The sequence below is a fragment of the Pseudochelatococcus sp. B33 genome (assembly GCF_053570585.1).
Genome location: NZ_JBSEFH010000019.1, coordinates 43856 through 64507, shown reverse-complemented (window position 1 = coordinate 64507; position 20652 = coordinate 43856). Strand labels below are relative to the sequence as shown.

At 66.7% G+C, this 20652-nt stretch carries 20 protein-coding genes; 8 read left to right on the top strand and 12 right to left on the bottom strand.

What is annotated here, in order from left to right; translation table 11 throughout:
* Positions 1 to 131 precede the first annotated feature (131 nt).
* Complete coding sequence (locus ACUSIJ_RS20235) at positions 132 to 677, top strand: methylated-DNA--[protein]-cysteine S-methyltransferase (protein ID WP_449310225.1); 546 nt, start codon at positions 132 to 134, stop codon at positions 675 to 677.
* A gap of 81 nt (positions 678 to 758) precedes the next feature.
* On the opposite strand, the gene ACUSIJ_RS20230 is transcribed toward ACUSIJ_RS20235, so the two are convergent.
* The 4 genes from ACUSIJ_RS20230 to ACUSIJ_RS20215 all read right to left on the bottom strand — a co-directional run bounded on the left by ACUSIJ_RS20230 (position 759) and on the right by ACUSIJ_RS20215 (position 4615).
* Positions 759 to 1601 carry a heme ABC transporter ATP-binding protein gene (locus tag ACUSIJ_RS20230; protein WP_449310224.1) on the bottom strand — a complete coding sequence of 281 codons (843 nt, stop codon included), beginning with the start codon at positions 1599 to 1601 and terminating at the stop codon, positions 759 to 761.
* Positions 1598 to 2758, bottom strand: a complete 1161-nt coding sequence (locus ACUSIJ_RS20225) for a FecCD family ABC transporter permease (protein WP_449310223.1) — start codon at positions 2756 to 2758, stop codon at positions 1598 to 1600. The genes ACUSIJ_RS20230 and ACUSIJ_RS20225 overlap by 4 nt, the downstream gene beginning before the upstream one ends.
* Positions 2755 to 3672: a heme/hemin ABC transporter substrate-binding protein gene (locus ACUSIJ_RS20220; protein WP_449310222.1), complete on the bottom strand. Its 918-nt coding sequence runs from the start codon at positions 3670 to 3672 to the stop codon at positions 2755 to 2757. The genes ACUSIJ_RS20225 and ACUSIJ_RS20220 overlap by 4 nt, the downstream gene beginning before the upstream one ends.
* A gap of 445 nt (positions 3673 to 4117) precedes the next feature.
* Positions 4118 to 4615, bottom strand: a complete 498-nt coding sequence (locus ACUSIJ_RS20215; protein WP_449310221.1) for a DUF3016 domain-containing protein — start codon at positions 4613 to 4615, stop codon at positions 4118 to 4120.
* Between the two features lie 300 nt (positions 4616 to 4915).
* Between ACUSIJ_RS20215 and ACUSIJ_RS20210 the strand changes: the two genes are divergently transcribed.
* Positions 4916 to 5911 carry an MBL fold metallo-hydrolase gene (locus tag ACUSIJ_RS20210; RefSeq protein ID WP_449310220.1) on the top strand — a complete coding sequence of 332 codons (996 nt, stop codon included), beginning with the start codon at positions 4916 to 4918 and terminating at the stop codon, positions 5909 to 5911.
* A gap of 156 nt (positions 5912 to 6067) precedes the next feature.
* Positions 6068 to 7438 carry a Na+/H+ antiporter NhaA gene (nhaA, locus tag ACUSIJ_RS20205; protein ID WP_449310219.1) on the top strand — a complete coding sequence of 457 codons (1371 nt, stop codon included), beginning with the start codon at positions 6068 to 6070 and terminating at the stop codon, positions 7436 to 7438.
* A gap of 3 nt (positions 7439 to 7441) precedes the next feature.
* Here the strand turns inward: nhaA and ACUSIJ_RS20200 are convergent, their stop codons facing one another.
* From ACUSIJ_RS20200 to ACUSIJ_RS20165, 8 genes are all read right to left on the bottom strand, one after another.
* Positions 7442 to 8233, bottom strand: coding sequence for a 2-keto-4-pentenoate hydratase (locus tag ACUSIJ_RS20200; RefSeq protein WP_449310218.1), 792 nt, complete (start codon positions 8231 to 8233; stop codon positions 7442 to 7444).
* Entirely contained in the window at positions 8230 to 9312 is a 1083-nt protein-coding gene (locus ACUSIJ_RS20195) for an Ldh family oxidoreductase (RefSeq protein ID WP_449310217.1), read from the bottom strand. The genes ACUSIJ_RS20200 and ACUSIJ_RS20195 overlap by 4 nt, the downstream gene beginning before the upstream one ends.
* A gap of 19 nt (positions 9313 to 9331) precedes the next feature.
* Positions 9332 to 9997, bottom strand: coding sequence for an ectoine/hydroxyectoine ABC transporter permease subunit EhuD (ehuD, locus tag ACUSIJ_RS20190; RefSeq protein ID WP_449310216.1), 666 nt, complete (start codon positions 9995 to 9997; stop codon positions 9332 to 9334).
* On the bottom strand, positions 9994 to 10659 hold the full coding sequence (ehuC, locus tag ACUSIJ_RS20185; protein ID WP_449310215.1) for an ectoine/hydroxyectoine ABC transporter permease subunit EhuC: 666 nt from the start codon (positions 10657 to 10659) through the stop codon (positions 9994 to 9996). The genes ehuD and ehuC overlap by 4 nt, the downstream gene beginning before the upstream one ends.
* A 65-nt stretch (positions 10660 to 10724) precedes the next feature.
* Entirely contained in the window at positions 10725 to 11483 is a 759-nt protein-coding gene (gene eutA, locus ACUSIJ_RS20180) for an ectoine utilization protein EutA (RefSeq protein ID WP_449310214.1), read from the bottom strand.
* Positions 11484 to 11780: 297 nt separating this feature from the next.
* On the bottom strand, positions 11781 to 12626 hold the full coding sequence (gene ehuB / locus ACUSIJ_RS20175; RefSeq protein ID WP_449310213.1) for an ectoine/hydroxyectoine ABC transporter substrate-binding protein EhuB: 846 nt from the start codon (positions 12624 to 12626) through the stop codon (positions 11781 to 11783).
* Positions 12627 to 12676: 50 nt separating this feature from the next.
* Complete coding sequence (gene ehuA, locus ACUSIJ_RS20170; RefSeq protein ID WP_449310212.1) at positions 12677 to 13465, bottom strand: ectoine/hydroxyectoine ABC transporter ATP-binding protein EhuA; 789 nt, start codon at positions 13463 to 13465, stop codon at positions 12677 to 12679.
* Positions 13466 to 13564: 99 nt separating this feature from the next.
* Positions 13565 to 14512 carry a LysR family transcriptional regulator gene (locus tag ACUSIJ_RS20165; RefSeq protein ID WP_449310211.1) on the bottom strand — a complete coding sequence of 316 codons (948 nt, stop codon included), beginning with the start codon at positions 14510 to 14512 and terminating at the stop codon, positions 13565 to 13567.
* Between the two features lie 122 nt (positions 14513 to 14634).
* Here ACUSIJ_RS20165 and ACUSIJ_RS20160 point away from each other — a divergent pair, with 122 nt between their 5' ends.
* From ACUSIJ_RS20160 to ACUSIJ_RS20140, 5 genes are all read left to right on the top strand, one after another.
* Positions 14635 to 15903: a M24 family metallopeptidase gene (locus tag ACUSIJ_RS20160; protein WP_449310210.1), complete on the top strand. Its 1269-nt coding sequence runs from the start codon at positions 14635 to 14637 to the stop codon at positions 15901 to 15903.
* A 64-nt stretch (positions 15904 to 15967) separates the two neighbouring features.
* On the top strand, positions 15968 to 17215 hold the full coding sequence (locus tag ACUSIJ_RS20155; RefSeq protein ID WP_449310209.1) for a hydantoinase/carbamoylase family amidase: 1248 nt from the start codon (positions 15968 to 15970) through the stop codon (positions 17213 to 17215).
* Positions 17212 to 18117: a DMT family transporter gene (locus ACUSIJ_RS20150; protein ID WP_449310208.1), complete on the top strand. Its 906-nt coding sequence runs from the start codon at positions 17212 to 17214 to the stop codon at positions 18115 to 18117. The genes ACUSIJ_RS20155 and ACUSIJ_RS20150 overlap by 4 nt, the downstream gene beginning before the upstream one ends.
* A 294-nt stretch (positions 18118 to 18411) precedes the next feature.
* Positions 18412 to 19392 (top strand): Bug family tripartite tricarboxylate transporter substrate binding protein, encoded by a 981-nt coding sequence (locus tag ACUSIJ_RS20145; RefSeq protein WP_449310207.1) that lies wholly within the window; start codon positions 18412 to 18414, stop codon positions 19390 to 19392.
* A gap of 128 nt (positions 19393 to 19520) precedes the next feature.
* Positions 19521 to 20639 (top strand): CapA family protein, encoded by a 1119-nt coding sequence (locus ACUSIJ_RS20140; RefSeq protein ID WP_449310206.1) that lies wholly within the window; start codon positions 19521 to 19523, stop codon positions 20637 to 20639.
* Positions 20640 to 20652 lie beyond the last annotated feature (13 nt).

Here is a 20652-nt window from a genome sequence, read left to right as displayed (position 1 = left end):
GCCCTTTTCCACCCGCCGGTGCCGGCTCCGCGGCAACGGAGTCCGAATCCGGCTAGCGGCGCGGGCGGTTTTCCGTCACTGTCGCCTCAAATACAATGACAAGGACGAAGACCGGAAAACGATAACCAGCCATGGTCACGACAGTTTACACGTTTCTTCAAAGCCCTATCGGCGAGCTCCTTCTGGTCGGCGACGGCGAAAGCCTGTCGCGCATCGGCTTCCCGCACGGGAAGGGCTCCTTCGGGCCGCAGCCGCACTGGCGGCGCGACGACGGAGCGTTCGCCGCCGCGCGGGAGCAGTTGCGCGCCTATTTCGGCAAGGAATTGCGCGAATTCGATCTGCAACTCGCCCCAAGCGGCACGCCTTTCCAGCACAAGGTCTGGCAGGCGCTGACGCGCATTCCGTGGGGGACGACATCGAGCTACGGCGAGGTCGCGCGGCGTATCGGCAAGCCCACGGCGAGCCGCGCCGTGGGTGCCGCCAACGGCCTCAATCCGCTGCCGATCGTCGTGCCGTGCCACCGCGTCATCGGCGCGGGCGGCGCGATGGTCGGATTCGGCGGCGGCATCGACACCAAGAAGTGGCTCCTGGCGCTGGAGACGGACGGCCCACCCCCCACGCCGCTGAAGCATCAAACCAGAGAATGGCTGCCGCTTTTCGGAGAACTTGATGCGTGAGCAAAGAGTGAGAGCAAAACAGCGATCCGGATCGGGGGCATTTTGCTCTGAATGGCCACCCCAGGTGAGGCGTAACGCGCGTCACGCCGTGTCGGCACGATAGGGCAGCACGTAGGGCACCGGCGGAGGCGGCGGCACGCCGACCCGGAACGGCGCGTCGAACACGGCCTGCAGCAGGCCGTCCGTCAGCACGTCGGCCGGCGCGCCGTCCGCGACGAGCCGGCCGACGTCGAGCACGACGATGCGGTCCGCGAAGAGCGCGGCCAGATTGAGGTCGTGCAGGATGGCGATCACCGCCACCCCTTCCCCCGCCAGACGCCGGGCAGCGACGAGCAGGCCGCTCTGATGCTTGAGGTCGAGGTTCGACACCGGCTCGTCGAGCAGCAGCACCGGCGTGGGCACCGGCGCCTGGCCCGGCATCCGCGCGAACCCGTCGGCCGCAGCCATGCCGGCGCGCAACTGCGCCAGCACGCGCGCGAACTGCACCCGCTGGCGCTCGCCGCCCGACAGGGTGTCGTAGGTCCGGCCTTCCAGATGGGCGACATCGCCCTCGGCAAGCGCCTGCGCGAGAATGTCGCCGCGCGCCGTGGCCGTCAGCCGGCGCCCGACGCTGTCGAGCCCGAGCTGCACCACCTCTCTCACCCTGAACGGGAAAGCCACCTGTGCCGCCTGCGGCAGCACCGCCCGCACCAGCGCCAGCCGCCAGGGCGGGAGCGCCGCGATGTCCTGCCCGCCGTAGAAGACCGCGCCCCCGGTGGGGCCGATCTCGCCGGCGAGCAGGCGCAGCAGCGTGGACTTTCCCGCGCCGTTGGGGCCGAGCACGACGAGCATCTCGCCTCTGGCCACGGCAAGATCGATCCCGTGTACGAGGCTCTTGCCCCCCACGGCATAGTGCACGTTGCGCGCGGCGACGGCGGCCGTCATAGGGCGAGACTCCGGTTGTGGCGCAACAGCAGCCACAGGAAGAACGGCGCGCCGAGGAGCGCCGTCAGAATGCCGATCGGCAGTTCGGCGGGCGCGACGATGGTGCGCGCCAGGATGTCCGCGCCGACGAGCAGCGTGCCGCCGAGCAGCGCGGCCGCCGGCATGAGCACGCGGTGATCGGGGCCGTGCAGGAGGCGCAGCAGGTGCGGCACGACGAGCCCGACGAAGCCGATGACACCCGACGTCGCCACCGAGGCGCCGACCGCCACCGAGACGAGCAGCAGCGTCAGCCGCTTGATGCGCTGCACGTCGATGCCGAGATGGAACGCCTCCGCCTCCCCGAGCGCCAGCGCGTTGAGGCCGCGCGCCAGAAACGGCACCGCGACGATCACCGGCAGGATCGCCGGCGCCACGGTGACGACCCGCTCCCAAGTCGCGCCGCCGACGCTGCCGAGCATCCAGAAGGTGAGGTCGCGCAACTGCCGGTCGTCGCTGATATAGGACAGCAGCCCCGTCGCCGCCCCCGTCAGCGCGCCGATGGCGACGCCCGCGAGCAGCAGCGTGGCGACGCGGGTCTCGCCGTTGCGGGTGGAGAGCGCATAGAGCAGCAGCGTCGCCAGCATGCCGCCGCCGAAGGCCGCCAGCGGCAACAGCACGAAGGAGGCGCCCGCAACGCCGGCCCCCTGGGCCACGGCGGCAGGCAGCAGCGGCGCGAGGAAGCCCATGATCGGCTGGCCGAGGACGATCGTCAGCGCCGCCGCGAGCGCCGCGCCGCTGGAGACGCCGGCAAGGCCCGGGTCCGCCAGCGGATTGCGGAACAGGCCCTGCATCAGCGCGCCCGAGACGGCGAGCGCCGCCCCCACCATGAAGCCGAGCAGGGTGCGCGGCAGGCGGATGCCGACGACCACGAGCCGATCGCCGGCGAGCGCCGGATCGGGCGTGCCCGCGAGTTCCAGCCACAGCACCCGCACGACCTGTCCGGGCGACAGCGAAACGGCGCCGGAGCCCACCGAAACGACGGCCATGGCGAGCGCCAGAACGGCGAGGAGGGCGAGCAGCCCCGGGCCGGACGCGCGCGAGAAGGCGCTATGGGCCGCAAGTGTATGCCCGGTAGCTGCCTGCCCGGTAGTTGTCTGCCCTGTGGCGCGGCCGGTCATGGCGGCGGCGACTGCCCTGTCCCGTCGGCTGCCAGCGCCGCCGGGATCTCGACCTGCGGATAAAGAGCGTGCAGCAGATCGGCCGCCGCCTGGGGCGTGCGCGGCCCGAACCCGAGCAGGAACAGGCCGTCGCGGCTGACGAGCCGCCCGTCCCGCGCGGCCGGCGTGCCGGCGAAGGCCGGGCGCGAGAACAGCTCCCGCGCGTCGAGCGCATGCCCCGTGCCGCCCATGGTGACGACGATGTCGGGGCTTGCCTGCAGGATGGCCTCGTCCGTCATCGGCTTGTAGCCGTCGAACCCCTGCGCGGCGTTCGTCGCGCCGGCGAGGTGGATGATGCCGTCCGCCGCCGTGCCCTGTCCGGCGACGAGCGGCCTGCCGTCACGAAACCCCAGCATGAAGAGCACTTTTTTGGGGTCGCCCACCTGTCCGGCCAGCCCCTCGAGCAGCGCGAAGCGCCGGGCGACCGCCGCCGCCAGCTCCTCCGCCGCCTCGGCGCGGCCCGTCGCCGCACCGACCGCGCGGATCTTGTCGACGACACCCTGCGCCGACGGCTCGTCGCCGATGCGCACGAGCGGCAGCCCGGACTGCGTCAGCAGGTCGAGCGCGTCGGGCGGGCCGGAACCGTCGAGCAGCAATATCCGCGTCGGATTGAGCGCCAGCACGCCCTCGGCCGACAGCGCCCGCATGTAGCCGACATTGGGCTTGTCCCTGAGCGCCTCGGGCGGGAACAGGCTCGTCGTGTCGACGGCGACGATGCTGTCCGCCAGTCCGAGATCGTAGAGGATTTCCGTGATCGATCCGCCCACGGCGACGATGCGCTCCCGCACCTCGCCGGCCGGCGGATTCTGCGCCAGGATGCGGGACGGCGCGGCCGAGGCCGCGATCAGGACAAGGGCGGCGAAAAGCGCCGTCACCGCCTGCCGGCAACGCGGGACGCGCAGCCACCCGCATGCAAGAAACCTTTTACTCTTCACCCACATAGTCGATGCCCGCCCATGGAGCACGATCCCCGAAAGCGAACGCCGCCTCTTGGAAAGGTTCATGCTCGGTCAAGTGGCCGGACCGGGATGGCCTGCCGATGCAAGGTCATCCCATCCGGCCGGATTCGTCACGCAACGCCCCGTGAAGCGTCCCTCGGGCGGTTCACGGCATCCCCGTCAGGGGTCGGCACTCCATGCCGGGAAGATGGCGGACGATTAATGCGTCATCAAGTCAATTCATGCAACTCATGCGCAATGATTTCCGGTTGAGAGCGGATTACATTCGAATATTATTAGAATTATTATCGTTCCATAAATAGACTGCGGGCAGACGACACCGCCCCGCCGGGGTCGGGGGCACGGCGCGCAGCCGGGACGCTCATGAGCCGGCGGGCTTGCGGCCGACGAAACGCTTGCGGAACCAGCTTTCGAGCAGGGCCTTCTCGTAAACGAAACGATCAGCCGAGGTGCGCGCGGCGGGATTGCTCTGGTAATTGACGTCGGTGATGCTCTCGCGCCCCTGCGCCACCACGCGGCCGCCTTCCTTCAGCGTGTAGCGCAGGTCGAAGCGCGGCGGGGTGGTGCCGGTGAGCACGCGCACGTCGTGCATCATGCTCCACGACGAGCCATAATCGCCCGCGAGTCGCACATCGAGAACCTCGATGGTCAGCGGCCGACCCTTGCCGAGATGGCGTTCCCCGAGGTCGACGAGGAACGTCTCGAACACCTTCATCGCCTCGGCGCGGGTCGCCGCCCGCTGGAAATCCCGATCGGCGAAACGCTCGGGCGCGACGAACCGCACGTCGACACCCGCCTGCACGAGCGAAGGCATCAGCATCGTCGCCATCGCCAATCCCGTTGCAAAGCGTCTGAACATGGCGAAACTCCCGTACATTTCCGCACGAATACCAATGTTAATCCGGATACCGGCATCTGTCATCGTTGGCGATGCCGGCGATGCCCCGGCCTTGCGCCGATCAGGTAGCGGCGAATGACGCAATCGTGATCGCGGCCCGCGTCGCGCGAGGAATGCGACCGTGCCTATTATTGCCGCGCAATCGCTCCTGCCGCTGCTGTCGGGCCTCGACGCCGCGCGGGATATTGCGCGGGCCGGACGGGGCGGCCACCGGGCTTTCCGCCGAACCAGCTTCCGTCAAGCAGTCACAGGAGAGATTTCATGACCGGAACGTCCTGCTCCCGCCGCGGCCTCATGTCCGGCGCGGCGCTGCTCACCGCCGGCCTTGCCGTTCCCCAGATCCTGACGCGCGCCGCCTTCGCGCAGTTCCCGGCCCCGCAATCCGAGCGTCCCGCCGACGCGCCGGGCTTCCGCCGCTTCAGGCTCGGCGAATTCGACGTCGTGACGCTCCTCGACGGCAAGCGTGTCAGCCCCGGCCCGCATCCCACCTTCGGCGCGGACCAGCCGCCCGAGACGGTCGCGACGCTGCTGCGCGAGAACTTCCTGCCGGAAACCTCGTTCGTCAACGGCTTCGCGCCCGTTCTGGTCGACACCGGCACGGAGCGCATCCTGTTCGACACCGGCTTCGGTGCGGACGGGCGCGCCAACGGCCTCGGCCAGCTGGAGGCGAACCTCGCGGCCGCCGGCTATGCGCCGGATCAGGTGTCCATCGTCGTCATCACCCATTTCCACGGCGATCACATCAGCGGCCTGATCAACGGCGGCACGCCCGCCTTCCCGAACGCGCGCTACGTGTTCGGACAGGCGGAATACGATTTCTGGACGAGCCCCGAGCGCATCGGCACACCGACGGAAAACGCCGCCCGGACAGTGGAGGCGAAAGTGAAGCCGCTCGCCGACAAGGCGACGTTCATCGCCGCCGGCGACACGGTCGTTTCCGGCATCACCAGCGAGGCGGCCTTCGGCCACACGCCGGGCCACCTGATCTTCCATGTCGAGTCGGCGGGCAAGCATCTCGTACTCACCGCGGACACGGCCAACCATTACGTCGCCTCGCTCCAGCGGCCGGACTGGGAGGTGGGCTTCGACTACGACAAGCGGCAGGCGGCGGAGACGCGCAGGCGCGTGTTCGATCGCATCGCCACCGACAGGCTGCCGTTCATCGGCTACCACATGCCGTTCCCGTCGATCGGCTATGTCGAGAAGCTGGATCAGGGCTTCCGCTTCGTGCCGGCGACCTACCAGTTCGACGTCTGAGCGGAGCCCGGGTGAACGGACCCGGGCGCGCCGCATTTTCGGGTTTGTCGAATCGGTCGCAACTCATTAAAAACAACTGTGGGTGTCATGTCGGCGGGAGTCCGCGTGGCAGGTTTAGCGTATTGGTCGGGTCGCCAATACAGGAGAACCTGTGCCATGACGCTGCCCCATGTCCGTAGAGCCCCTACCCGCGCCCAGATCGCCACGCAACGGGCGTTCCGCGCCATCGAACGCTTCATGCATATCGAGGCTGTCAGCGGCGTGGTGCTGCTCGCGGCGGCGGCGACCGCGCTGATCTGGGCCAACTCGCCCTGGGCGCACAGCTATCATGACCTGTGGCACACGCCGGTCAGCGTCGGCATCGGTGATTTCGTCTTTTCCAGAAGCCTGCATTTCTGGATCAACGACGCGCTGATGACCGTCTTCTTTCTCGTCGTGGGCATGGAAGTGAGGCGCGAGATCCACGATGGCGCGCTCGCGAGCCTCAAGCTCGCCGCGCTGCCGGTCATCGCGGCGCTCGGCGGGGTGCTGATGCCGGCGCTGATCTACGTGACAGTGAACAGCAGCTCGCCGCCTGTCCACGGCTGGGCGGTGCCGACGGCCACCGATATCGCGTTTGCGGTCGGCATACTGGCGATCCTCGGCAAATCCGTACCGGGCAACGTGCGCATCCTGCTGCTGGCGCTGGCGATCATCGACGACATCGCGGCGGTCGTCATCATCGCCCTGTTCTATTCCGGCGGTCTCGACCCCGCCGGCCTGCTGATCGCGGCGCTCGGTGTCCTCGCGGTCATCGGCCTGCAGAGGATCGGCATCGGCAATGCCTATGTGGTTCCCGGCGCGATCGTCTGGATCGGACTGCTGCAGACGGGCGCGCATCCCACGCTCGCGGGTGTCGTGCTCGGCCTGATGACGCCGGTTCTGCCGGTGCGGACGCAGGAGCCGCCGCTCGACATCGCCGTGCGGGCGGTGCGCGAATGCGTCGAGCGCGCCGGGATGGCCGGCGGCGACGCCGAGGCCATCGCGAAACCGGTGCGCGATCTGCGGCTCGCCCAGCGCGAGCTGCTCGCGCCCGTGACGCGGGTCGGCGCGGCGCTGCACCCGTGGGTAGCCTACGGGATCATGCCGCTGTTCGCGCTGGCGAACGCGGGCGTGACCCTCGGCGACATCGACCTGTCGGGGCCGGGCGCAGGCGCCGTCATGGCGGGCGTCATCGTCGCGCTGGTGGCGGGCAAGCCGCTCGGCATCATGCTGGCGAGCTGGGCCGCCGTGCGCCTCAGCATCTGCCACCTGCCGCCGCAGGTAACGTGGGCCGGCCTGCTGCTGATGGGATTGCTGGCGGGCATCGGCTTCACCATGTCGATCTTCATCGCCAACCTCGCCTTCACGGACGCGAGCCTCCTCGGCGCGGCCAAGCTCGGCGTGCTGCTGGCCTCGACGCTGGCGGCCCTCATCGGCCTGGCCTACGGCGCGTTCTACATCCGCCAGCTCCGCGCGCACGGCCAGAGACGGCCGGCCGGCGGCTGACATTTATGTTATACGCAGCTCGACGCGGCCGAGTGGTCCGAAATCCGCGACGGCGAGATCGCCCGCACCCGCCGGCTGCATCGCCGTCGCGCTTCCCGTGCTGAAGAACTGGCCGGCTTTCACGCCCTCCCCCCTGGCGACGCGGGCATTCACGAGCCATGTCAGCGCATTGAGCGGATGGCCGAGAACGGACTGCCCGCTTCCCGTCTGCACGCGATTCCCGTTCAGAAACAGCGTGACCGCGATGGTGGACAGGTCGAATGCGTCAGGCAGGTGGCCGGCGCCGTAGAACAGCGCGCCATCGGTGCCGTTGTCGGCGATCACCGAATGGATGTCCTGATCGGCCCAATCCTTGAGATGGCCGGCGACAAGCTCGATGGCGGGGTGCACCGCTCCGGCGGCGTCGGCCACTTCCTCGCGCGTGTAGGGCGTCTCGCGGACCGGCAGGTCCCGCGCCAGAACGAAGACGAACTCGCATTCGAGCACGATGGGCGGGAAGTCGCCGGCCGACACCTCTGCGGGGCTCGGCCGGATGAGATCGCCGAACAGGCGGGCCCAGTAAGGGCCGTCGAGCCCGAGGCGGCGCTGGATGACGGGATTGGTTCCGCCGCTGAACCAGCCGCCGACGGGCCGGCCGAGCTTCTCGGCCAGCCGGTCCTGGATCCGGTACGCATCCTCGAGGCTGCGCGGACGCGCATCCGCGGGAAGACCGTCGATCACGCGCACACTGCGCCGCGCTTCCAGCAGGGCCTCGGCCGCCTTGTCGACCGCCGCTTGAGACAACCGCGATGTCATGCCCGCCCCTCCGCATCCGCGCGCCGGAAAGCCTCGGGAACGGTGACGCCCAGCCGTTCGGCGAAAGGCTGCACGTTCCGCCAGCTCGCGCTCAGCACCGCGACTCCGGAGGCGAGCTGGCGCCGGCGCGTCTCGGCTGCGCGCTCGCCGGGAATGCGGATGCCGTCGAGATCCGACGCCTTCGCCGAATGGCGCAGAACATCGAAGTACCATTCGCTGCGCTCGATGAACCGCTCGGGCGCTCCGAACGCGGCCGGGTCGATAGCGATGAACAGATGGCCCTGGGTCTGCGTCTCCCCCGCCGCCTGCCAGCCCGCCAGCTCGGGGCCTATCCCGCTGCCGGTCAGGGGGCCGCACAGAAGCGCGACGCTGAGCGCGAGGCCGAACCCCTTGTGTCCTCCCAGCGGGCTAATCGCTCCCTTGCGGATCGCGGCGGCCTCCGTCGTCGGGAGACCGTCCGGCCCCCGGCCGCTGCCCTCCGGCAGATGCCCCCCTTCGTAGGCCGCCTGACGGACGCGCGAACTCGCGACCGCGCTCGTCGCCATGTCGAAGACGTAGGGATCGTCGCCCGCGCGCGGAAAGCCGAAGGCAATCGGATTGGTGCTGAGCAGCCGCTCCGTCCCGCCGTGCGGATGCACCAGCGGCGGTCCGGAGGTCACGACGATCCCGACCTTGCCGCGACGCGCAATCCGCTCCGCATAGTGGCCGATCATGAAGATATCGGTCGAGTTGCGCACGGCGACGGTCGCCGAACCCGCCTCGTCCGCGATCGCGGCGGCGAGATCCGCGGCCATGATCGCGGCCGCCTGCCCCAATCCGCGGTGACCGTCGATCACGGCCGCGGCCGCCCTGCGGCTGACCACTTCCGGCTCGGCCCGCCCGTCGATGAGGCCGCGCTCCAGGCTGTTCAGCGTGTAGGGCAGATAATCAAACCCCTGCACGCTGGTTCCCTTGAGGTCGGCGTCGAGATGCACGTCCGCCGCGCATTCCGCATTTGTCCGCGAGGCGCCGGCAGCGCACATGAGGTCGACCATGAACCGCCTCAGTTCGGCGGCATCGAGAATGACGGTGTGAGCCATGTTTCCTCCGATCCGTTCTTCAGACGGCTTTTTTCCGTTTGTCCTGCCGCGCCTCGATCCAGCGCACGAACCAGGCGGCGGCGACGCTCATGACGAAGTAGAGCGCCGCCACGAGGGTCATCGGTTCGAGATAGCGGTATGTATCGTTGCCGATGTTGCGCGCCATGCTCATGAGCTCCGGCACGGCGATGATCGACAGCAGGGACGAATCCTTGAACATGAAGATCACGTAGTTGCCGAGCGCCGGTATCATGGGAGGAATGGCCTGCGGCAGGATGATGCGCCGCCACATGTCCCACTTCGTATAGTTGAGCGCCTGCGCCGCCTCCCACTGCCCGCGCGGCACGCTTTCGATGCCCGCGCGGTAGACCTCCGACATGTAGGCGCCCGTATGCAGGCCGAGCGCGATGATGCCGGAGACGAACCCCGGCAGCAGGATCCCGACTTCCGGCAGCACGAAATAGATGAAGTAGATCTGCACCAGGATCGGCGTGCGCCGGATGAACTCGACGAAGCCGTTGATCGGCAGGCGGATGAACGGATTCGTGGCCCGTTTCGCCATGGCGAAGACGAGGCCGACCGCCAGCGCCAGCAAGGTCGCCAGAAATGCCGCCGACAGCGTGACGCGAAGCCCTTGCAGAAGCAGCGGAAGAACCTCGAAGGCAAAGTCCCAGTCCCAGGTCATCGCGCGTTCACTCCCACGTCCATCCCGCGCGAGACGCGGACTTCGAGCCGGCGGATGCACCAGACGATGAAAGTCGAAAACAGGAAGTAGCCGAGCATGATCGCGCCCAGCGCAAAGGCCGTGTTGCCGGTCTGCTGGCGCACGAGGATGGCGTTGTAGGTGAGATCGGACACCGTGATGAGCGACGTCAGCGGCGTCAGCTTCAGAAGGTCGATGAAGAGGTTCCCGGCCGGCGGCAGCATGGTGATCAGCGCCTGCGGAAACGTCACGTGACGAAAGCGCTGGAAAGGCGTGTAGTTCAGGGCGACGGCCGCCTCGTACTGGCTGCGCGGCACGCCGGCGAGCGCCGAACGCACCACTTCCGACCCATAGCTGCCGACATTGCTGCCCAGAACGAGCACGGACACGGTGAAGGCGTCGAGCAGGATTCCCATCAGCGGCAGCGAGAAGAACACCCAGAAGAGCTGCACATAACAGGGCGTGCCGCGAAAGATCTCGACGAATGCGGTCGGCAGCAGGCGCACGAAGAAGCTGTGCGACATGCGCATGATGCCGGTGGTGAAGGCGACGAACACGGCGACGACGGAAGCGACGACCGTTATCTTCACCGTGACCCATGCACCCTGCAGAAGAAGAACGCCATAGACCGAAAGCTCATCCATCGCACCCCCCGGCCTCCCGTCGCAAGAGTTCGTACAAGAGTTTATCAAGGTCCATGCCCGTCTCCTCAGAGAGGAAGGCCGAAGAGCCGCGCGCGGGAGGACACGGGCGTGTCGATCCCCGCGAGCCGGCGGACCATCCACGCCGTCGCCAGATTGCTCGTGACGACCGGCTTGCCGATCCGCGCTTCGATGTCCGCCGCGGCGGAGGCCGCCCGCAGCGCGGTGCAGGAGATGAACAGCGCATCCGCCTCGTCCGAACAGGCTTCGGCCGCGGCCTCCACCAGCGAGGCGGGCGCGATGCGGGCCATGTCCCGGTCGTCTTCGAGGCCGAAATAGGTCAGATGCTGTACGTCGAAACCGGCCCCGGCGATGTATTCGCCCATCATCGTGCTGGTTTCGCGGTTGTAGGGCGTCAGTATATCGACCGTGCGGGCGTCGAGGGCGCTCAGGGCGGCGACCACGGCGCGCGTGGGCGTCACGACGGGCACGCCCGGCTTCACGGCCTGAATGGCACCAGCCACCGCATCGTCGCCGATGACCATGGAGGCCGATGTGCAGGAATAGCAGATCGCGTCGACCTCCTGATCCGGGAAGATCAGCGACGCGGCCTCGGTCAGCCGCGGCAGCGTCTTGCGCAGGTTCTCGGGCGTGGTCGGGTTCTCATAGAAGATGCGGGCCGTATAGATGCCGACGTCCGGCCCGCCGACGAATGCATGGAAATCAGGCTCCGATGAATGACAGGTAGCCAGAATGATAAGTCCAATGCGCTTCCTGCGCGGCCGTTCATCGAAATGAAGGCGTGTTTCCGACTGCTCTACTTTCATTTGTCGTTCAATCCCCGCCGATTTTCATTTGTTTTTATCATTCCGCCGTGCGAGCGGCAGAGAGAGCTTAGAAAGGTCGATAGTTTGCAAAAATCGGAAAGTCCCCGAATTCAGTTTGATCGAAATCAAAAGAAATTCAAGAAAACCGGTGATGACGCCCCAAGGGGCGTGCGGCGGACGCGCGCTGGTCCCGGCCTCGTCCGGCCTAACAGATCGCGGCCTGGAAACGGTGCCCGGAAGAAAAAAGCGGCGCCCGCAGGCGCCGCACGACGACGTGACGAACGCGACAGCGGCGGCTCAATTCTCCTCGCCGCCGCAATGCGTTGCGCGCGTTTCCGCCAGCACAAGGTCCGGATCGAAACCATAGGGTGCGACGATCTTCGCGAACTCGCCGCTCGCCTTCAGCTCGGCAAAGGCCACGTCATAGGCGTCGCGCAGATCGCGATCCGCACGGTTGAACGCCACGCCCGAGCAGCTTATCGGCTCGCCCTGCACCGGCGACACGACCTCAAGGCCCTCGTCATTCAGCGTCGCGATGATGCTCTTCAGCGTCGCATCCGGCCAGGCCACGGCGTCGACGCGGCCGGCCTGCAGCATCTTGATGGCGTTGAACGCGTCGGCGGCGATCACCAGACGGTCGCGCGGCACGCCGACTTCGAGCGCGCGGCGCTCCTCCACGCAGGAGCCGCAGACCGCCGTCCGGGTCGCACCCTTCACGAGATCCGCATAGGTGTTGAGGCCCAGCGGGTTGCCCTTCTTCACGGCGAAGCCCTCCGCCGTGCACAGATCCGGCTCGGAGAACAGCACCGCCTTGCAGCGCGGTCCGCGGATCATCAGCCCCGTGGACACCGCGTCGAACCGCTTCGCCTGAATGCCCGGGATGAGGCCGGCAAAATCGATACTCTCCACCTTGATGGCCTTCACGCCGAGCTTCTCGAAAACGACCTTGTTGAGATCGAGCGCCGCGCCGCTCGGCGTTCCGTCCGGCGAGATGATGGCGTAGGGAGGTTCCTGCGTCGTGCCGATATTCACCGTGCCGGCCTTCTGGAGCCGCTCGACGGCCTGGGCGTTCGCCGCCGCGCCGCCGGACGCCACGAGGAAGGTGGCAAGCAGACACCGCGTGATATTCCGTAAGTATTTCATAGCCCTGTTCCCCTTTGTTTTTGCCTCGTTTTTGCCTCCCGTGTTTGTTGTCAGTGCCGGGTGGCGAGAAATTTCCTCAGAAAAAACCGCGTCCTCTCCTCGCGCGGGTCCTTGAAGAGCTGCTCGGGCGCGCCCTGCTCGACGATCCGGCCGCTGTCCAGAAAGAGGACGCGGTCCGAAAATTCGCGCGCGAACCCCATTTCGTGGGTGACGAGCATCATGGTGGCGTCCGTCGTATGCGCGACGTCGCGCAGAACGTTCAGCACCTCGTCCACCAGCTCCGGATCGAGCGCGGACGTCGGCTCGTCGAAGAGAAGGACGTCGGGGCGCATGGCCAGCGCGCGCGCAATCGCCACGCGCTGCTTCTGGCCCCCGGACAGTTCCGCCGGATAGTTCTTCGCCTTGTCCGCCAGGCCGACCATGCGCAGGAGATCGAGCGCGCGGCTTTCCGCCTCGCTCTTGTCGAGCTTCAGCGCCACCTGCGGCGGCAGCGCGACATTCTCGAAGGCCGTATAGTGCGGAAAGAGATTGAAATGCTGGAACACCATGCCGATACGCCGACGCATGGTGCGCAGGTGGCGTTCGGATGCGGGAACGAGGCCGGATGCGGTCTGCATGTGCCACAGCGGCTCGCCGCCGACCCACACCGTGCCGGACTGGAAGTCCTCAAGCGTCATCAGGATGCGCAGGATGGTCGTTTTTCCCGACCCGCTCGGGCCGATGAGGCTCACCTTTTCCCCGGGCGCAACCTTGAGATCGATCCCCGAAAGAACCTGGCAATCGCCGAAGGATTTCGAAACCTGCCTGAATTCGACGGCATCCATGCTCTGGCCCGACATGCTTTCCTCGGCTCTGGGCGGCTGTTGCGGTTATGCCAAGGAAAGCCGCTCCCAGCCTTCGAAAGAATACAATCCATTCAAGCTATACTTCAGCGCGGGTCAAACCTTGGCCGCGACCTTGCCGCGGGGCGCCGGCGCATCGCGGGGAGCATCGAGCGTCAACGCATCGATCAGGGACAGGAAGGTGATGAAGGCGGATGCCATCTTGGACGCCCGCCCGGTGATGAGCATGTGGCGCGAGGTGTAGCTGAAGTCGCGCGCCTCGACCATGCGCAACTGCCCCTTGTTCACCCAGTCCCGCGCGTAGTGGTCCGGCAGAAAGCCGATATAGGCGCCGGTCAGCAGCAGGACGAGCATGCCCTCCATGCTGTGCACCGTCGCCGCGCAGGAAGCCGAGGCGAAACTCGTCAGGTCGAACTGCTCCTGATAGCCGCGCAGCACGAATTGCTGGCGCGCGATTTCCTCCGTCGAGACCTCCCCCGGATCGCGATCGAAGAAAGGATGCCCCCGCCCGACATAGAGGTGATGCGTCTCCCGCAGCACCGGGCGGCAGTCGATACCGTTGATCTTGCGCACGTAGGGCACGACGGCGGCATGCAGGTGTCCGTTGAGAACCGCCTTCTCAAGCTCGAGACGCGACGCCACGACCAGCTCGACATGAACATCGTGGTCGAGTTCGTTGAAGCGGCGCAAGGCGTGCACGAGCGGAAAATCCGGATGGGTCGTCAGGCAGTCCACCATGCCCAGCAGCAGCTTTCCGGCAAGGCGTTTGCGCAGGGTCGCCATGCTGCCGGCGAAATCGTCGAGCTGGGTGAGGATGCGCTTCGTCTCCTCATAGGCGGTCCGCCCACGGTCTGTGAGGTGGAAGCCGCTGCGGCCGCGCTCGCACAGCCGGAACCCCAGCCGCTTCTCCAGATCCGACATATGCAGGCTGATCGTCGAACTGCCGATGTTGAGCGTCGTCTGCGCTCCCGAATACCCGCCCGCTTCGACCACCGCGATGAAAACGCGCAGCAGCCGCAGGTCCATGTCCATAACGCGTGTCATTGTGTTCCCCCGGACAGTCAGTTTGACACGGTTCAAACTGAATTCAAGAACCTTCACATTTTCCCCGAAGAATTGCCGTCCGAGAATGAACTTGTGCTTTGCTGGAGTTCAGGGAGGTGAAGATGGCATTGCCGAACGACCGCGATATTTTGAGCATCGCGGAGCACACCGAACACATCACGTTTCAGGCAACGACGCGCACGAGCGCGAGCGGCTTCGAGCTGCCGATGATCCTGCACGACCGTCTGGCGTTCTCGCCGGAGGAGTTCGTGCGGCGTTACGATCTCGTGCAGGCCTCCATGGCCCGCGCGGATCTCGACGCGCTGCTGATCCGAAGCCCGGAAAACATCACCTACTTCACCGGCTACGAAACGCCCGGCTACTACCGCTATCACTGCATCGTGGTGCCGAGGAACGGCGAGCCGGTTTTCCTCGTCCGCGATTTCGAGTGGATCAACACGCCCGAGTTCGCCTGGACGACGAAATTCGCCAAGGTCTACGACTGGGATCATGCCCCGACCGTCACGGCCAACGTGCTGGCGCAGCTCGGGCTCAGTGAGAACAGGCGCATCGGTGTCGAGAAGCAGACCTTCTTCTATACGGTCGACGAGCATGAAACCCTCGTCCGCGAAGCGCCGACGAACCAGTTCGTCGATGCGACGGCGATCCTGTGGAACGCGCGCATGCTCAAATCGGCCGAGGAGGTCGAGGTGATGAAGCGTTCGGCCGCCCTTGTCGACAAGGCCATGCTGGCGGGCTACGAGGCCACGCGCCCGGGCGCCACAGGCGATGCCATCAACGCGGAGGTGAACCGCTCCCTCTTCGCCAATGGCGGTGAATACATGGGCCTGCCGCCGTTCGTGCTCGCAGGCGAGCGCAGCTGCCTGCCGCACCAGACCGGCGGCAAGAACGCGCTGGCGGACAACGATCTCATGTATTTCGAGATTTCCGCCTCCCAGCGCCGGTACACGGCCGCGCTGATGCGCACGATCTTCGTCGGCAAGCCCAAGGACGAATGGCTGCGCGCGGCGCAGGCCTGCATCGACTCCGTCACCGCCGCGCTCGAATTCATCAGGCCCGGCGTCACCTCGCACGAGGCGGATACGGTCGCCCGCGCCGTGACCACGAAAGCCGGCTTCGGCGACTACCACCGCAACCGGCTCGGCTACAGCATCGGCGTCAGCTATCCGCCGGACTGGGGCGAAGGCGAGATCATCTCGCTGCAGCAGAACGAAGAGCGCGTTCTCCAGCCGGGCATGACGTTCCACATGCCGCCGCTGTGCCTCAAGTACCGCGAATACGGCATCGGCTTCTCCGAGAGCATTCTCGTCACCGAAACCGGGTGCGAACGCTTCTCGCGCCTGCCGCGCGAGATTATCATCAAACCCTGACAGCAACAGGGTCGACAAGGCAAGCGCGGCAAGGCCTTGGCAGCAGGACATGGGGCGGCAGGACATGGCCAGGAGCTTCACACTTCCCCTGAACGGCCCGCGCCTGCTCGGCGATATCGAGGCCCTGGCCAAGTTCGGCGCGCGCCCCGAGGGCGGCATCTCGCGGCCCGCCTTCTCCCCCGCTTTCCGGAGCGCCGCCGACTGGCTGGCGCGCCGCATGCGGGAAGCGGGGCTCGACGTGCATACTGACGCAGCCGGCAACATCATCGGACGGCTGGGCCCGCCCGGTCCCGCCGTCGTTTGCGGATCGCACATCGACACCGTTCCGGGCGGCGGCGCCCTCGATGGCGCGCTCGGCGTTCTGGCCGGCCTCGAATGCGCCCGCGTCGTCCGCGAAACTGGTTTGCCGCTGGCGTGTGCGCTCGAAATCATCGCCTTCGCGGATGAGGAAGGCGCCTATGTCGGCCTGTTCGGCTCGCGCGCCATGATGGGCGAACTGCACGACGGCATGCGCGCCTCGGCGGGGTTCGAAAAACTGTCGGCGGCGATGCGGCAGGCGGGTCTCGACCCCGGACGCATCGGCGAGGCGCAGCGTCCGTCCTCCGACATCGCCGCCTATATCGAACTCCACATCGAACAGGGGCCCGTGCTCGACAACGCAGGCATCCACGTCGGGGTGGTCGATTCCATCGTCGGCATGGACATGGCGCGCTATCGCCTGACGGGCGAAGCCCGCCATGCCGGCTCGACGCCCATGGCCGTGCGGCGGGACGCGGGACGCGGCTCCTGCCTCGCCGTAAGCGCGGCGTTCGAGGCCATGCGGGCAGAGGGCCTCGACGCGACGGGACGCATGACGTTCGGCTCCATCCGGTTTCTGCCCGGCGCCAGCAACGTCATACCGGCCGAGGCGATCGTCACGAGCGAGGTGCGCGCTGCTTCCGCACCCGAGCTGCGGCACCTGCGCGGGCTCGTCGATACGGCCTTCGCCGAGGCGGCGCGATGCAACGGCCTGTCGCTCGCCACCGAAGACGCCGGGATCGACGAGCCTGCTCCGCTCGCCCCCTCGCTCATCGCGACGATCACCCGGACGGCGGGTGCGATCGGCGTGCCGGTGCTGCAACTGCCCTCCGGCGCCTGCCACGATGCGCAGATCCTGGCGCGCAAGGTGCCGGCGGGCATGATCTTCGTGGCGAGCCGCGACGGCATCAGCCATCACCCGGACGAATATTCGACGCCCGAATCCATCGTCGCCGGCGCGCGGCTGCTTCTGCAGACGCTCGGCGAACTGCTCTTCGCCGGTGAGCCGCCGTGAGCCTGCGCGACGGCGGCCTGCCGGTGCGCGACGTCGTCTTCGCGCTCATTTTCCCGATCGCGATGGCAGCGGGCTTCGTCGCTTCCAAGACGGTGCTGGACGTCCTGCCGCCGGTTCTCCTCTCCGCGCTTCGCCACACCATCGCGGCGGCGATCCTCGTCTGGTTCGTCCCGCCGCCGCGGGGGGCGATGCTGCGGCTGTTCTGGATCACCTTCATCGGCGCGACCGTCCAGTTCAGCCTCACCTATGCGGGCATTGCCCGGCTCGATGTGACGACGGCGGTGCTTCTGGTGCAGTGTGAGGTTCCCTTCGCCATGATCATCGCGGCCGTGATCACGCGGCGCATGCCGACGCGGGCGCAGATCGCCGGCACGATTCTCGGTCTCCTCGGCGCCCTCATCGTCTTCGGCACACCGTCGGTCCGCGGTGAATATGGAGCGGCGCTGATGGTCGTTCTCGGCGCGCTCGCCTGGGCGATCAGCCAGAACATGATCCCGACCCTGCGCCATGTCGGCGCTTTCCAGCTCGCGACATGGCTTGCCGTCTTCGCGACGTTCCAGCTCTGGCCGCTGTCCTACCTGCTGGAAGGCAACCCCCTGCCCTATCTCGCCAGACTGGAGGTGGAGGACACGATGGCGCTTCTGACCGTCGGCATCGGGCCGACCATCATCGGTTACGGCCTGTGGTGCCTCCTCATCGGCCGGCACGGCATCGTAAGGCTCGCGCCGTTCCTGCTGACGATTCCGGTCATCGCGATCGGCTTCGGCGTGTTCCTGCTGGGCGAGGAGCTGGCGCCGATGACGATCGTCGGCGGCCTCATCACGCTCGCCGGTGTCGGCCTGACATTGCTGCGCGCGCCCGACAAGCGCCTCGCAGAAGCGACCGGCGGCGAGAAGGCCTGAGACCGGCGACGCGCGGGAGAGCGACAGCTGGCACGCGGGCGAGACACGCCTTATCGATAAACAAATTCGATACCATTCCATACCAGTTAGAATTGGCATGGAGCATCCATATTTGTGATGCTGCTCGCAGAAACGCCTTCTGGCGCCTGTGGGGAGCCTTCCGTGACGCAGTGGAGAAAGGCTACGCTTTTCTCCAGCAAGTGGCTTTTTGCATGGCTCTTCGGCGATACGGCGTTTCGATCGTCGCCGTGCGGCAGGACCGCCGGCGATGCAAGAACAGACCGGGAGGAGGCCATGAACCATATTTACAGAAGAACCCTGTTTTCGCTGATGCTCGCGGTTTCGCTCGGCGCTGCCGTCGGTCCGGCCTGGGCCGACTATCCCGACCGTCCCATTCGGCTGATCGTGCCTTATGCGCCCGGCGGCGGAACCGACATCGCGGCGCGCGTGATCGCGGCCCATCTGTCGCCCATGCTGGGCCAGCCCGTCGTGGTGGAAAACAAGCCGGGCGGGGGCGCGCAGATCGGCACGCGCGAGGTGGCCGATGCGGCGCCAGACGGCTATACGCTTCTCATGGGCAGCAACAGCATGTGCATCGACATCTCGCTGTACGACAGCCTGCCCTACGATCCGGCCAAGGATTTCATCCCGGTGGCGCCGGCCGGCATCTCGCCGAACCTGCTGCTGGTGAATGCCGCCTCCCTGCCGGTCAAGTCGGTGTCGGAACTGGTCGACTATGAGAAAGCGCATCCCGGCAAGCTGAATTTCGGCTCGGCCGGCCTTGGGCAGACCCCTCATCTGGCTGGCGAGCTCTTCAATCTCATGGCCGGCACCAGGATCACCCATGTGCCTTTCAAGGGCAGCGGCGAATCGACTGTGAATCTGCTCTCCGGCACCGTGCAGATGTCCTTCGCCACGATGCCGTCGACGATCGAATACATCAAATCGGGCCAGCTGGCCGCACTGGCGATCGCCGCGCCCGAGCGCACACCCTTCCTGCCCGACGTGCCGACGATGATCGAAATGGGCTATCCGGAATTCATCGCGCAAACCTGGACGGGCATTTTCGTTCCGGCCGGGACGCCTCCGGAGATCGTCACCAGGCTGAACTCGTCGATCGTCACCGTTCTTGAATCGCCCGAGGTCATCGACCTCCTGAAGAAGAGCGGGCTCGAGACCCAGCCAATGACCCCGCAGCAGTTCGCCGACTACTTCAACGCCGAAGTGTCGCGGTGGGGCAAGGTGATCAGGGAAGCCAAAATCAGCGTCGAGTGATCGGCCCGACCGCCAAGGGATATTCCGGCAAGAGACGTCCCGGCAGGAGATGTCCCGGCCGGACCAGCGGGCGCGCCCGCGCGCCACCCTTCCCGAAACCAGACGACAATCCAGGAGCTGAACTGAGCATGGCCCAGAACACCTTGACACTTATGGCCGGCGGCGATGTCGGGCCGATCATCGAGCCGGTCGACCGGCTGGCGGAACTCATCAAGCCGGTCCTGGCGCAGGCCGACTTCCGCGTTGCGCAATGCGAACGGGTTTATTCGGAACGCGGCTTCTATGAGGAATGGAAGACGACCATCCCCGGCGGCAAGCATGTCCGCCAGCCGCCGCGCCTCGCCTCCATCTTCAAGGCCGCCGGTATCGACGTCGTCTCCCTCGCCTCCAATCATGCGCTCGACTGGGGTTACGATCCGCTGCTGGACAGCCTCGACCTCTTCCGCGACATGGGTCTGCAGACCATCGGCGCCGGCCGCAACGCCGAGGAAGCGCGTCGTCCGGTGATCCTGGAGAAGAACGGCGTCAAGGTCGCGATCATCGGCTATTCGTCGGTGATCCGCGACGGCTGGGCCGCCGGCGCCGCCAAGCCGGGCGTCGCTCCCATGCGCGCCTGGACGCACTACTCGCCCATCGACTTCCAGCCCGGCTCTCCTCCCAAGATCCTGTCGCAACCCGTCGAGGAAGATCTCGTCGCCATGCGCGAGGACATCGCCAGGGCGAAGGAAAAGGCCGACGCCGTCGTGGTGTTCATCCACTGGGGCATCCGCCTGGTTCCCAAGATCCTTGCCGAGTACCAGCAAACCATGGCTCACGCGATCATCGATGCAGGCGCCGACCTGATCCTCGGCCATCACGCGCATGTCCCGAAGGCTGTCGAGGTCTACAAGGGCAAGGTCTGCTTCTACAGCATCGGCAATTTCCTGACGACCGGCAGTTGGGAGAAGAAACTGCCGCTCGAATGGAACTTCTTCTGGTATCAGCCCGACAACAAGAACGACCCCGACTCGCTCTACGACATGCCCGTCCATTGCAAGCAGACGATCGTTCCGAAGATCGTCTTCAGCAAGAAGGGCGTCGAGCGGGTGAGCTTCATTCCGGCCTACATCAACCGGCTCGCCCAACCCGAACCGCTCGACATCTCGGACCCGAGGTTCGGAGAGCTGCTCGAGTACATGGAATGGGTCTCCGACTACACCCCCCACACGTTCCGCGTCGAGGACGGCGAAGTCGTGGTCGACTTCTGACCTGCGGGGGCGC

What these genes read in the sequence shown, in the direction of transcription:
- ACUSIJ_RS20235 (WP_449310225.1), top strand. Translation starts at nt 132, where the DNA reads ATGGTCACGACAGTTTACACGTTTCTTCAAAGCCCTATCGGCGAGCTC.
- ACUSIJ_RS20230 (WP_449310224.1), bottom strand. Translation starts at nt 1,601, where the DNA reads ATGACGGCCGCCGTCGCCGCGCGCAACGTGCACTATGCCGTGGGGGGC.
- ACUSIJ_RS20225 (WP_449310223.1), bottom strand. Translation starts at nt 2,758, where the DNA reads ATGACCGGCCGCGCCACAGGGCAGACAACTACCGGGCAGGCAGCTACC.
- ACUSIJ_RS20215 (WP_449310221.1), bottom strand. Translation starts at nt 4,615, where the DNA reads ATGTTCAGACGCTTTGCAACGGGATTGGCGATGGCGACGATGCTGATG.
- ACUSIJ_RS20210 (WP_449310220.1), top strand. Translation starts at nt 4,916, where the DNA reads ATGACCGGAACGTCCTGCTCCCGCCGCGGCCTCATGTCCGGCGCGGCG.
- nhaA (WP_449310219.1), top strand. Translation starts at nt 6,068, where the DNA reads ATGACGCTGCCCCATGTCCGTAGAGCCCCTACCCGCGCCCAGATCGCC.
- ACUSIJ_RS20200 (WP_449310218.1), bottom strand. Translation starts at nt 8,233, where the DNA reads ATGACATCGCGGTTGTCTCAAGCGGCGGTCGACAAGGCGGCCGAGGCC.
- ACUSIJ_RS20195 (WP_449310217.1), bottom strand. Translation starts at nt 9,312, where the DNA reads ATGGCTCACACCGTCATTCTCGATGCCGCCGAACTGAGGCGGTTCATG.
- ehuD (WP_449310216.1), bottom strand. Translation starts at nt 9,997, where the DNA reads ATGACCTGGGACTGGGACTTTGCCTTCGAGGTTCTTCCGCTGCTTCTG.
- ehuC (WP_449310215.1), bottom strand. Translation starts at nt 10,659, where the DNA reads ATGGATGAGCTTTCGGTCTATGGCGTTCTTCTTCTGCAGGGTGCATGG.
- eutA (WP_449310214.1), bottom strand. Translation starts at nt 11,483, where the DNA reads ATGAAAGTAGAGCAGTCGGAAACACGCCTTCATTTCGATGAACGGCCG.
- ehuB (WP_449310213.1), bottom strand. Translation starts at nt 12,626, where the DNA reads ATGAAATACTTACGGAATATCACGCGGTGTCTGCTTGCCACCTTCCTC.
- ehuA (WP_449310212.1), bottom strand. Translation starts at nt 13,465, where the DNA reads ATGTCGGGCCAGAGCATGGATGCCGTCGAATTCAGGCAGGTTTCGAAA.
- ACUSIJ_RS20165 (WP_449310211.1), bottom strand. Translation starts at nt 14,512, where the DNA reads ATGACACGCGTTATGGACATGGACCTGCGGCTGCTGCGCGTTTTCATC.
- ACUSIJ_RS20160 (WP_449310210.1), top strand. Translation starts at nt 14,635, where the DNA reads ATGGCATTGCCGAACGACCGCGATATTTTGAGCATCGCGGAGCACACC.
- ACUSIJ_RS20155 (WP_449310209.1), top strand. Translation starts at nt 15,968, where the DNA reads ATGGCCAGGAGCTTCACACTTCCCCTGAACGGCCCGCGCCTGCTCGGC.
- ACUSIJ_RS20145 (WP_449310207.1), top strand. Translation starts at nt 18,412, where the DNA reads ATGAACCATATTTACAGAAGAACCCTGTTTTCGCTGATGCTCGCGGTT.
- ACUSIJ_RS20140 (WP_449310206.1), top strand. Translation starts at nt 19,521, where the DNA reads ATGGCCCAGAACACCTTGACACTTATGGCCGGCGGCGATGTCGGGCCG.